This window comes from Flavobacterium melibiosi (assembly GCF_048158545.1).
Classification (GTDB): domain Bacteria; phylum Bacteroidota; class Bacteroidia; order Flavobacteriales; family Flavobacteriaceae; genus Flavobacterium; species Flavobacterium melibiosi.
Map to the genome: position 1 here is coordinate 14409 of NZ_JBLNKU010000005.1, position 12604 is coordinate 27012.

At 35.8% G+C, this 12604-nt stretch carries 14 protein-coding genes; 13 read left to right on the forward strand and 1 reads right to left on the reverse strand.

Annotated elements, in window-relative coordinates:
• Positions 1–3 precede the first annotated feature (3 nt).
• The 13 genes from ACM55F_RS07550 to ACM55F_RS07610 all read left to right on the forward strand — a co-directional run bounded on the left by ACM55F_RS07550 (position 4) and on the right by ACM55F_RS07610 (position 11687).
• The gene (locus tag ACM55F_RS07550; RefSeq protein WP_416853192.1) at positions 4–162 is read left to right on the forward strand and encodes a hypothetical protein; all 159 of its coding nucleotides are present in this window, start codon (positions 4–6) and stop codon (positions 160–162) included.
• Positions 163–181: 19 nt separating this feature from the next.
• A complete protein-coding gene (locus ACM55F_RS07555) occupies positions 182–748 on the forward strand; it encodes a prtrc system protein e (RefSeq protein ID WP_416853193.1) in 567 nt (188 codons plus the stop codon).
• On the forward strand, positions 742–960 hold the full coding sequence (locus ACM55F_RS07560) for a PRTRC system protein C (protein WP_416853194.1): 219 nt from the start codon (positions 742–744) through the stop codon (positions 958–960). The genes ACM55F_RS07555 and ACM55F_RS07560 overlap by 7 nt, the downstream gene beginning before the upstream one ends.
• Positions 961–1016: 56 nt before the next feature.
• The gene (locus ACM55F_RS07565; RefSeq protein WP_416853195.1) at positions 1017–2108 is read left to right on the forward strand and encodes a hypothetical protein; all 1092 of its coding nucleotides are present in this window, start codon (positions 1017–1019) and stop codon (positions 2106–2108) included.
• The gene (locus ACM55F_RS07570) at positions 2105–2821 is read left to right on the forward strand and encodes a PRTRC system protein B (RefSeq protein WP_416853196.1); all 717 of its coding nucleotides are present in this window, start codon (positions 2105–2107) and stop codon (positions 2819–2821) included. Before ACM55F_RS07565 ends, ACM55F_RS07570 begins: the two co-directional genes overlap by 4 nt.
• A complete protein-coding gene (locus ACM55F_RS07575; protein ID WP_416853197.1) occupies positions 2818–3621 on the forward strand; it encodes a PRTRC system ThiF family protein in 804 nt (267 codons plus the stop codon). Before ACM55F_RS07570 ends, ACM55F_RS07575 begins: the two co-directional genes overlap by 4 nt.
• A gap of 603 nt (positions 3622–4224) precedes the next feature.
• Positions 4225–5700 carry a DUF4062 domain-containing protein gene (locus ACM55F_RS07580; protein WP_416853198.1) on the forward strand — a complete coding sequence of 492 codons (1476 nt, stop codon included), beginning with the start codon at positions 4225–4227 and terminating at the stop codon, positions 5698–5700.
• 680 nt (positions 5701–6380) lie between these two features.
• The gene (locus ACM55F_RS07585; protein WP_416853199.1) at positions 6381–7625 is read left to right on the forward strand and encodes a site-specific integrase; all 1245 of its coding nucleotides are present in this window, start codon (positions 6381–6383) and stop codon (positions 7623–7625) included.
• Positions 7626–7742: 117 nt separating this feature from the next.
• Positions 7743–8582 (forward strand): RteC domain-containing protein, encoded by an 840-nt coding sequence (locus ACM55F_RS07590; RefSeq protein ID WP_416853200.1) that lies wholly within the window; start codon positions 7743–7745, stop codon positions 8580–8582.
• 292 nt (positions 8583–8874) lie between these two features.
• The gene (locus tag ACM55F_RS07595; RefSeq protein WP_416853201.1) at positions 8875–9177 is read left to right on the forward strand and encodes a helix-turn-helix domain-containing protein; all 303 of its coding nucleotides are present in this window, start codon (positions 8875–8877) and stop codon (positions 9175–9177) included.
• A 40-nt stretch (positions 9178–9217) separates the two neighbouring features.
• Positions 9218–10219: a transcriptional regulator gene (locus tag ACM55F_RS07600; RefSeq protein ID WP_416853203.1), complete on the forward strand. Its 1002-nt coding sequence runs from the start codon at positions 9218–9220 to the stop codon at positions 10217–10219.
• A gap of 61 nt (positions 10220–10280) precedes the next feature.
• Positions 10281–10862, forward strand: coding sequence for a P-loop NTPase family protein (locus ACM55F_RS07605; protein ID WP_416853204.1), 582 nt, complete (start codon positions 10281–10283; stop codon positions 10860–10862).
• 183 nt (positions 10863–11045) lie between these two features.
• A complete protein-coding gene (locus ACM55F_RS07610) occupies positions 11046–11687 on the forward strand; it encodes a hypothetical protein (protein WP_416853206.1) in 642 nt (213 codons plus the stop codon).
• A 16-nt stretch (positions 11688–11703) separates the two neighbouring features.
• Here ACM55F_RS07610 and ACM55F_RS07615 read toward each other — a convergent pair whose 3' ends face one another.
• On the reverse strand, positions 11704–12603 hold the full coding sequence (locus tag ACM55F_RS07615; RefSeq protein ID WP_416853207.1) for a helix-turn-helix transcriptional regulator: 900 nt from the start codon (positions 12601–12603) through the stop codon (positions 11704–11706).
• Position 12604: the final 1 nt, after the last annotated feature.

The window sequence follows — 12604 nt, forward strand, 5'->3', positions numbered from 1 at the left end:
ATCATGATACAGTTGAAAGATAAAGACGGTAAAGAAATTACCGTTACCAACCTAAAAGAAGCATTGAAACAGGCTGACAGTTTCAGACAATACGCCTACAATGACAAAACTTTTGAAAGGTTTGACAAACAACAACAAGCCTATTGGCAAGACCTCTACTAGAAGTTACAAAAACATACCGATGAAAATCAACCTAAACTTTAAAATAATGAAAACAAATTTCTTTCAATCCATTGTAGCCTTGCAGGTAGCAGGCAACTGGAAAATAAACATAGCCAAGGAAACCGCAGACAAACTTATTGTATCTGTATTGTTTTTCAATGACAACATCGGGGATGATGCCTGTAAAAAAGTCCCCCCCATTTTGCTAAAAGGCTCAGCGCAGGAACTGGACGAAGGCTTTTTTCAAGCCATTGAACAGCCTGTAAAACAAACCGCCCAATTATTTGCCAATATGGAGCAGTACGGCAACGAAAAGGAACAAGCCAAAATCAATTCCCAAATGAAAAAGGATAACGCTTCAAAAGTAGATAAAGAAAAAACAGACAAGCAGAAAAAATACGAGGAATCCACCAAGAAAGCGGATGAACTCGAAGCAGAAGGTAAATTTAAGGACGCTTGGATGAAAGTACCACAAGCAGAGCTATATCCCGAACACGCAGAAGCTATCCGTAAACGTAAATCAGAACTTTCAAGACAATTCGCTCCCGATTTATTTCATGAACCCAAAACAGACCCGCCATGTTAGTAGCCACACAATTAAAAAGAATTTTCTCTTTTAGATTTAAGGAGCAGGATATTAACCTCGCAGACCCATCACCATTATTCAACCCCGAAGCCGTTTTGAACTTTTATGCGCAGACCTATCCAATCTTAACAACGGCAACGATTGAAGGTCCTGTGATAAATAACGATGCGGTACAATACAAATTTGTATCCCAAATCGGAACAAAAGGATAGCGTATGAAAACGAAAACAATAACAGGCAGTATCAAATTGCCTAAAAGTAAAAAGCTATGCAAATTATACCAACAAATAGGAACATTCGCAGAAAACACAAACAGGTTGCCCGATGCACAGGAAGTAAAAAAGAACAAGAGCAGTTCCGCTCCATTGGAACTGTTACCGATGGTTTTTTAAAACATCAGTTCCTGCCAGTCTTTGAGCAGGGAGAAGAACTGCCCGACAGAAAAAAAATGGAAAAGGAATTTTTCAACTCCCTTTCCATTCTTACTGGAGTATATGAATGTGAAATGATGGATGTAAAAAATAAATCCTATCCCTACAATATTCTCTTAGCAAATGAACATATTCAAAGGCAACTTAAAAAATCAGAACCCGATATTGAATTGTCAATTGTACAAGACGATTGCAGTACAGTAAAATTAGTAAGCAACCATACCTATAGTACAGGCATGACGCTGTATTATATTCCAGTCCTGCCGGTATACCGACTGTTGCAGAATAATAAGCAAAAACGAACCGCAGAACTATTGTTGTCTGTATTTGCCTATCTCTACCATATCGCAGGTATTCCATACTACAGAGAAAACAATAGTTATCTTTTTTATCAGTATGAATCTATGGAGGAATGGTCGATAGATGATTTTGAGAACGATGAAAAGCAGGAAAGCAATTGTATTATTTCAGAATGTAATAAAGCCTCCTATTATGGAGATGTACTATTCCGTAAAATATACAATCTACATCATCTCAACTGCTTTGAACATCGTATCGACAGTTACAAGCCAAGCAATTCTTTTCAAAAGGATAGCTTAGCCATTGCAAAAATGGCTTTGGAATTAATGATTCAATATCCTGACCAATCAATATTCCGTAACACTTCCAATCAGGAATTTGAAGAATCTAATAATGTCATTAGGGCAGAGCAATACCTATCATTTATTGCGGATAGCAATGGATTACTGTATGGGAATATCGAAAGAATGGTCAATGACGAGTTTAATGAATGCTCCGAAATGGAACAGCCTACACTATTGCAAATCTATGACACCGAAAACTTACCAACAAAGGAAGGATTGGATTTTGAATACAGAATATTTTCTTTGATAAATGATTTATGCACCCTTTTTAACAATACACCATGAAAGACATAACAGCCACATTCGGCACACTATACCATCCTGTAAAAGCCTTTGTAGTCTATCAGAAAAATACTGTTGACAAGAGCATTTATGTGGAAAGCTACTACATGGACAAAAATGGCTATCCCATAAATGCGCATCCGTTAAGCCTTAAAGAAAGTACTGAACTTGCAAATGCTTTGGACACCTCCGATGAACTCCAACGCAACTTTTTAAAGCCTTCGGGTTTATTACCTAAAAATGTGCTATATATCAATCCCGACCATGACGGTTATGCTATTTGGTATACACCTGCACAAAGGATTGATTTGTTTTTCATCGAAAGTTTAGCCATTCCAAACGGCAAGGCATCCCTCCCGCCCTTACTTTGGAAAGCCTCCAAAAACAGCCTGTACCTCTATGCGATTGATGCCGTTACAGACATAAATGAACAGACTGCCTTATCCCATGCGCCTTTCTTTAATCTATATGAAGATGGCAAGGTTTGCATGGGTACAGTATCAGTTACTATAAAGGCGGATTGTTTATTAGAGGAGTTCATGCAGCAATGGGAACAGTACTTTTTCAATAGTTATTTCAGCCACTTAATACGGGAGAAAAGTCCTGTAAAAGGCAACATCATTCAGCTTTGGCAAAGCCTTATAAATAGTCGAAAACAATTCCCTATGAAATATCTAATTAAAAATGATTTAACCCTTAAACAACTCCTATCATGAACACACAAACTGCCATGCATTATACTGACAACTACTTGATAAACCCCACTAATCCAATAACCGTAAATCTTATCGGCGCAGGTGGAACGGGAAGCCATTTGCTCACCGCATTGGCAAAAATGAACCATAGCCTTGTCGCTTTAGGACATGCAGGACTGCAGGTTAATCTATACGATGATGATGTTATAACGACAGCCAATCAAGGACGGCAATTATTTGCGGATGCTGAGGTAGGTTTGCCAAAATCCGTTGCGCTCATCAACCGAAATAACCGCTTTTTTGGAACGAATTGGAAAGCCGTAACCGAGCAATTTAGTACTGTAAATTTAAAATCCTTACCCAATCACGGCAAGGCAAATATCTATATCAGTTGCGTGGATTCTGCATCAGCACGATTTGATATTGGAACAGCCTTACAAGGTGTTACAGGGATTGATAATTGGGAGCGAAATAAATTCCTGTACTGGATGGACATCGGTAATTCACACCATACTGGACAGGTCATTCTTTCCAGTATTGGAAACATTCAACAGCCCAATTCCAATCTTTACAGGACTGTATCCAATCTTCCTACCGTTACAGAAGAATTTAAAGAACAATTGGAAGCACAGACCGATAACAATGAGCCAAGCTGTTCCCTTGCCGAAGCATTGGAAAAACAGGATTTGTTTATTAATTCCACACTTGCCAGTATGGGTGCATCTCTCTTATGGAAGCTATTTCGTGAAGGAATGACCGAGCATAGAGGCTTTTTCCTAAACCTTGCCAATTTCAAATCAGAACCGATATGGGTGGACTGATACCCGCCGCCCCGCAATTGTTCTTCCTTTGGTCAGAACAATTGCGGGGCGCTCTAAGCGGTTGCGGTCACTTACAAAAAACAACCGAAAAAGGCATGTTCTTTGTAAGCGGCCGCGCGTTTCTTTATTAATGCTATTGATTGAAGACAAAGAGACACTACAAAAAGCCGGTCAAAAAGCTATTATCTTCTGTCAAATGAGCAAAATTGCAACAATCTAACTTTTTGGAAACTGTCGTTATTATTATCTGTATGCTCCTCCCAAATTGTATTTTGTATTTATTTATACGTCATAAAGTAATTAACTTTATATACTAATTTAATCACAACGATAAATACTAAAATAATCACTGAAGAAAAATTAATGAAGAAATATAAAAACATATAAGGGCAATCATGCCGTGAATTAAAACCATAATTTGCCAAAAATACGCAAATGAGTTAAAAATATCTGCCAAAAAATATGCACAGGTCTTCGCTTTGCCTTAGAAAAAGCTGTTCATTTACTTTTAAACCTTGAACGCAAATCTTTGATCTTTGAACTTCAAAAAAAACCAAATATTTTGATTATTATTGCCCATCCAATTACAGATCAGTATAAAGAATGAGAAAAATAAAAATATTCATTAGCAGTGTACAAGTCGAAATGGCAAAAGAGCGTTGGGCTTTACACGAATATTTATTATCCGACCCTTTGTTGGGGAAATTTTTCGAACCTTTCTTGTTTGAACTGTTACCTGCAAGCGACCAGAATGCGGCAAATATCTATCTGAGAGAAGTGGAACTTTGTGATATTTATTTAGGAATTTTAGGCAATGCTTATGGTTTTGAGGATCCTGCAGGAATTTCTCCCACTGAAAGAGAATTTGACCATGCCACTTTACACCACAAAACCCGTCTTGTTTTTCTAACATCAAATAGCCCATCTGACAGACACCCAAAACAAAATACTTTTATCAATAAAGTTCAATCTGGTTTAGTCCGAAAACGCTTTAGTTCTGTCGAAGAATTAAAAGCTTCTGTTTATGCTGCTTTGGTCAAATATCTAGAAGAAAAGGAAATCATTCGAACAGGTCCTTTCGACGCTTCTTTGCATCCAAAAGCTACTTTGCAGGACATCGATACCGAAAAAGTTGCAGCCTTTGTTCGTTTAGCAAAATCAAAAAGGGGTTTTCCTTTACCGGAAACCGCTTCTGTTGAAGTGGTTTTAACCCACTTAAATCTTTGTCAGGAAAATAGGGTGACCAATGCTGCTCTGCTTTTGTTCGGGAAAAACCCACAGCGGTTTTTCATAAATGCAGAAGTTCGTTGCGCTTATTTCCAAGGTAACATTGTAGAAAAACCAATCCCTTCTTATAAAGTATTTCAGGGTGATGTTTTTGAATTGGTGAATCAGGCAGAAGAATTCATTTTGTCCAAATTAGATTATTCAGTAGGAACTCGATCTGAGAATACAGACATTCCGGGACAATACGAGATTCCAAGGGAAGCCATTGTTGAAGCTTTAGTAAATGCCATTGCACATCGTGATTACACTTCAAATGGCAGTGTTCAGGTGATGATGTTCAGGGATCGTCTGGAAATATGGAATCCTGGTTTATTGCCTATGGGCTGGACTACCGAAAAACTAAAAATACTACATAGTTCAATTCCTTTCAATCCATTGTTGGCTCATCCCATGTATTTGGCAGGTTACATAGAACGCTTGGGAACAGGTACTGCAGATATCATCAGACTGAGTAAAGAAGCCGGACTCCAAGAACCCGTATTTCTTCAAGACGAAGATTTCAAAACCATACTTTACAGAAAAACTACCGAGGAAATAACCGAACAAAGAGATTCTAAGTTGGGAGATAAGTTGGGAGATAAGTTGGGAGATAAGTTGGGAGATACTTCCATGAAAATAATTACTGCTATCAAAAAGGACAAAGAAATCAGCATTGCCCAATTGGCTTCACAATTAGCAATAAGCACTACCGCAGTCGAAAATCAATTGGCAAAATTAAAGAAAAAAGGAATCTTATTACGCCACGGAACCAAGGGTGGTTATTGGGAAATTAGTAAAAAAAGTAAAGAGTAAGCGAAGTTTTTTGGTTCTGTCGCAGCTGTCAATCACAAATCTACTTATTAGTACTTTCAGTAGGTTAAGCTACCAATGAACAGAATGATTTAAACATAGTTCTACCAGGATTAATCATCTGCTTCTTTCTTAACATCTGTACAACTTCAATAGCACTTAACGTTCTTTTGACTGATTCAAAGGCTTTAAATCCTAATCCATTTAGAATTCTCCATTTTTTGATGTGGTACATCATACAAACGGACAACAAAGTGTTACAAGATTATTTCAAATATGAATGAAATATCGATACAATTTATTAACTTTACAAGACAATGGTTTAAGTACCTGAAAGTCTAGTGACCCTATTGGTGACCCTGTTTTTAAGAGTGTATCGAAAGCCCCGTATTTATTAGGATTATTATAAAGGCATCGGAGCCTCTTTCTCCGCTGGTTAATTCAAAAAGCCAACTAAAACCCTTTAAATCGTATGATTTAGAGGGTTTTTCATTTTACGACCTATCCAAATTATTCATGGTTTCTCATACTATAAGGGGTACTTTGCGGGGCACTTTAAAAATTTAAAAGTTATGTGCCCCTACCTTTGGAAACCCTTATAAAATAAGGAGTTCACTATATGAACATCTTGTTTTGTGTTGATGGAATTTCTAAATTTCTATTAACTTAAAGGTTACCAAATTATGGATGCACCAATTTCAATTCTCTTTTATCTAAAAAGAGCAAAAGTCAATGCCCAAGGACTAGTCCCAATTTTTCAAAGAATCACTATCAATCGCAAACGATTAGACAACAGCACAGGTAAGTTTGTTGATCCAGAAAAATGGCATTCTGAAATGTCAAAAATGAAAGGAACTTCAGAAGAAGCTCGTTCAATAAATGGACATCTTGACCATTTAAAATCTAAGATTTTAAATATTGAGAAAATTTTAATCAAAAAAGATATCCCGGTAAATTATGAAACCTTCAAAAATGAGCTAACCGGAATTAAAGAACGGGAACGAATGCTAATTCCAATTTTCGAGGAGCACAACCGGAAAGTGGAAGAGCTTTTGGGTCTCGAATACGCACCTGGTACATTGGAACGATACAAAACCTCACTGAAGCACACCAAAGACTTTCTACACTGGAAATACAGCCTATCAGATATAAATATCGAGAAGATTGACCATGCTTTTATCATGGAGTATGAATTCTATTTGCGTAGTGTTCGCAAGTGCAACAACAATACGGCGGTTAAATACGTCAAAAACTTCCACAAAATAATAAATCAATGCCTAGCTAATGGCTGGCTGGCCAAAGACCCATTTGCGAACTACAAAGCCAAAGTTAAAGAAGTCATTAGAGAATTCTTAAACGAAGACGAAATAGAAAATATGATTAACAAAGAATTTGTTTCAGAACGATTGGAATTGGTCCGCGATATATTTATTTTCAGCTGCTTTACCGGATTGGCTTATGTTGATGTACAGCAACTAACCAGAAACCATATTAGCTTAGGTATAGATGGGGATAAATGGATTTTTAAGAACCGACAAAAAACGGATACCCCTTCCAAAATCCCATTATTGCCAATGGCAATGGAAATCGTCGATAAATACAAAAATCATCCAACCTGTGTAAATGAAAACCGCCTCTTACCTATTCTGAGTAATCAAAAAATGAACGCTTACCTAAAAGAAATTGCCGATGTATGTGGCATCAATAAAGAACTAACCTTTCACATTGCCCGACATACTTTTGCGACGACTGTAACACTTTCCAATGGCGTTCCAATTGAAACGGTAAGCAAAATGTTGGGACATACCAATTTAAAAACCACCCAACATTATGCTAAGATTTTAGACAAAAAAATAAGCAATGATATGATGATTCTAAAGGAAAAATTCAAAAACCCAAATCAAACAAAACTTTACAAGACCAATTAAATCAAGGAATTAGGAAATATTTAGGATGCTATTTTGAAAAATTTAACTACTATGTAAGATTTAACGCTACAAGAATGTTATACTTTAGTTTGATATTTTGTAAACTAAAACTCATATATGCAGATATATTGCGATGCATTCTTTTGTGAATTTGAATCGGAAATTGAAAAAATTAAAAATACAACTATCGATCCTATCAGTCAGGCGAAACAAGTGCTTCAGTATATTCAAGTAAAACTTAAAGAGCTTTTCAAATGGTTGAAAAAGTATATCTTCAATTCGATTGAAGAGGAAATTCACTTTTTTAAGGAATTAAAATTTAAGATTACATCAAAGTATATTTTCTATAAAAAGATCTTGGATATCGAATCAAATTCGCCTTCCAACAGCAAGAAACTTAAAATAAGGCATTACGAAAAAGAACTTAATATTTGTTTTCAATTTTCAAAAAAAGACAAGGAGTTTTACAAATACTTCCGTTCTGGCAGTAGTTACAATGATCATTTGTATTTTGTACGAAACTCAGATAAACAGATAATCAACTCCGATATAGTTTTGATTAATTGTGACAAAAGACTCTGTACTTCCCATGATTTGAAAGTGGCCAGTATCATCGCAAATGATATTTTAGAAATTTACCTGGAAGAAAAAATTGATCAAATCAATAACATTTGTAGTACCACGCATCCCTCCAAAACATCAAAACTCACTTGGACGGGTACCAAAATTGAAATAGTAGAATTGATTTATTCGCTTTATTATCAAAAAACATTTAACGGTGGGAAAGCCGAAATTAAAGAAATTGCGGAGGAGTTTAGTAGAGCATTTAATATACAATTAGACAATAGTATCTATCGATGCTTCACTGACATTAAAAACAGACCCGATCCAAAAGGTAAGTTCCTAAACGGACTTTCCGAAAATTTAGATAAAAACATCAACGACGAATTTGACTAAACCTAGCAATTGCTAGGTTTTTTTTTTGTTAAACGTTGATTTTGTAAGAATTTATTACCCAACCTTGGGTCATATTGGGTTTTTACCCCAAAAACACCATTTTTGACCTAAAATCGTCAAATTTGCCAATTTGCCAAAACGGAGTTTTTCAAGTTTTGAAAAAAAATACTCTTATAAACAAAGGGATTTGATTCAATTTACATGGAAATAACACCCAACTTGGGTTCACCTTGGGTTTAAATGTCAAACAAATGAAATTAATTTGTCTCATAACAATTAAACCATTTTGATCATGAACTTACATCCAAAAAAATTATTCCCTGGAGTAGACAATTTAGAACTTCTCAACCACCAACCCATCACGAAAAGAGACTTGCTAAATTTTAGCAATCTCATGCTCGCCGAAATCAAAGAAATGGTCGGAAAACAAGAACAGCCAGCCCAATGGTTAAAATCATCCGAAGTCCGCAAACTCCTAAAAATTTCCCCTGGAACATTACAAAACCTCCGAATCAACGGAACATTAAACTTCACCCGAATCGGCAGTATTCTTTATTATAAGTACGAGGACATTTTAAAAATTCTCAATCCATAATCCAGACCTAAAGATCTTAATTCTTAATACTTCTCAAAAAATGAACTACATAAAACACCTTACTGGCTTTTTCAAGAAAATCAATAATGAGACCAACCTCAATCCAACACACATTTCGCTGTATCTGGCACTCTTCCAATGTTGGAACGTGAACCGCTTCAAAAATCCAACAGGCATTTCTCGGGAAGAAATTATGAAAGCCAGCAAGATCAATTCTAAAGCGACGTATCATAAATGCATGAAAGAGTTAGAGCTTTTGGGGTTTATGGAATACAATCCAACATTCAATCCCCATTCTTGCTCCAACATCATTATGGCCAATTTCTCTGAAGAAGAAAAAACAATTTCAAAAATTCCACAGCCAACACGTTCAAAAAATGAACCCATTCACAATTTGACCGATTCAAAAAATGAACAAGTCATTGAACAGGTAAATGAACAGCTCTATATATATAATAAAAAACAAACAGCTGAAAACATTTTAAACAATATAAAAATAGATATAGATAAAAATTTAATAAATCAACCTGTTCAAAATTTGAATCCTTTAATAATTCCAAAAGAAAAAAATGACATGCTGAAAGTATTGGCCGATGACAATCGGCAAATACTTTCAGCATTCGCCGACACCGATAAAAAACAAACTGAAAGCGGTCGGCAAAAAAGTTGCGCCAAAAAAGAAAAGCCAGTTGAACTGGGATTAATCTTCGATCACACATCTAAAAATCACGCTGAAAACAGTTTGCACATATCTGTCACTTCGAGCGAAGCCCAGAAGCCAACTCTTGAATTAGTGATCGATTATTTTCTTTCCCAGCAGAATACAGAAACGGAAGCCAATAAGTTTTTCAATTACTACTCCAGCATCGGTTGGCTCATTGGCGGTAAAACAAAAATGAAAGATTGGAAAGCTGCCTCAAGAAACTGGATGCTCAACACAACTAAGTTTGCTGCAAACACTCCAAAATCCGAGTACAACTCCCAACCAAAACCGATGCACTTGCACACGGCAACACAAAAAAACTATGACGAACCATTGTAAATCAGTCCGTGAAACCTTCGTAGTACATAAGGGTTTCAAACTGTATAATTTCCAAAAATGCTTGGAATATTTAGAAAGCCAAGGAAAAACAACCTACGGTAGTTCATTTAAAATCAGTGAAATGGATCACCCTACCATCTACAAATTGTTGATTTATATGATTCAAGATGAGAAAACAGCCTTAAACCTAAAGATAGACTTATCGAAAGGTGTTTTAGTATCAGGTTCAATTGGTTGCGGAAAAACATCCTTAATGAACTTAGTACGCCCTTTTGCCTATCATACATCCGAGTACAAAATCAAAACATGCAGAGAAGTCTCGTTTGAATTTGCCAAAAATGGCTTTGAGGCTATCAACTGCTACACGCTAAAGCAAACCAATCAATCGCGATTAACGGGTTATTGCTTTGACGATTTGGGTGCCGAACAGCAAATCAAGCACTTCGGTAATGACTGCAACGTCATGGCTGAGGTACTCATCAGTCGTTACGAGCAGTTTGTCGAAAACAAATCCGTTACTCACATCACCACCAACCTTTCCGCCTCCGAAATCGAAAACAGCTACGGCAACCGCCTCCGCTCTAGGATGCGACAGATGTTCAATTTGATAACATTTGATAGTAGAACGAAAGACAAGAGGTAAATTGAACATTCATGAACCCCATAAAAAAACAATAGAAACACCGTGAATACATGTTTAACCTCATCACATTCGACAAAAACACCAAAGACAAACGCTAACATTCCCCTCCTCCGGAGGGGTGCCCGAAAGGTGGGGTGGTAAATTATAAATTCTAATTCTTAAATCAAAAAATCCTAAATTAAAATGAGAGCAATCAACACCTTCTGGAACTGGTTCCAAGACAACAATCAAACCATCAAAAACCTCATCAACGAAACCCCTAAAAACCAAAAACACATAAGCTTTTGGATAAACAAAAACCTCAGCTACTATTGCAAAGAAATTGACTTTATGATTGTACTCCCAAAAATTGACAATGCCAAATCTGAACTCATAATAACTGCCAACGGTAACCCGGAATACTTTAACCAAGTAATTAATTTAGTCGATAATGCACCGCAATTGAAGAGCTGGAAATTCACTGCTTTTATACAACCAACCGAAAGAATTGATAAAATTATCAATGGACTTGACGAACCATATATCTTCCATGAGATTACATTAAAAGCCAGTGAGCTCAAATTTTCGTCTCTCCTTTTTGATAAGGAAACAAAAAAACTAGACATCATAGTCTATCTAAAAAACCATAAAATTCATTGTAATACCAAGACTTGGAAACAAGCTGTTTTCATTATTCTTCAAGACTTGCTCGGAGAGAAATCACTTTACCAAAACATAAATTTTGTCCAACTCGCTCAAATGCCTAACAATATTGAAGAACTTATCGGGTTGTATGAATTGCAGTTGTATATTGATAATCTTAACAATAATCTATTCAGAATTTGAATGGGTTATTGTTATATCATGCTTTGTATGTATTCAGACGCTCTTGAACATAATCTTTCAATGCTTCTGGCTCAATAATTTTGACTTCTCCTAAAAGTCCTAGAATAAAACGACCAACACCTAAAAAGTTGCCAACTTCACATTCTAAACGATATAAATTATCAGTTATCTTAGTGATGTACTTTTCAGACAATGGATATTCTTCAATAATCAAATTATAGGCTACTAACGAAAGTTCCAAACTAACAGCTATGGGTTCAAAACTTTGCATTCTAAAAATATCAATAATTCCTTTTTTGTGTTTAGGTTTAGACTTCCAGGAAGATTCAAGTAAAATGACTTGTTTAATTCTCGAAGTCTTAAAAACTTTATTGATACCATCTTCAACATCGTAACACCAGACCCCTGTATAATTAATAGTAAAATCAATTGGCTCTACAATTCTGTCTCTAATGTTTTTACTATTACCGGACTTATACGATTGTAACACAACTTGTTTTTGTTGTTTTATGGCTTGTAGTAAAGAATAAATATTCTCACTCTCTTCCTTTTTTGCAATGGCATGGATAACACGGTCGAAATCATATAGACTATATAATTTCTTAACTAATTTAATTTTTAATTCATCATTGTCATCTATACTATGAATAGCTTTACTCAATATAAAGGCCTCTTCTTCAGAAAAATGCAATAAGCTACTAATTTCTTGAACAGTAGTATTTTCTTTGTCAATCTTAAAATAACCATTACTATTTTCAATGACAAAACCCACATGTTTGAAAGTATCAAGGTAACGATAAACGGTTCGCTGCGATATTTCAAATCGCTCAGACAGTTCTGCAATCGTTCGACCATATTGACAATCCAATAGCAGTAACACTTCCAGCATTTTCTGAAATTTAGCTTGATCTGACATT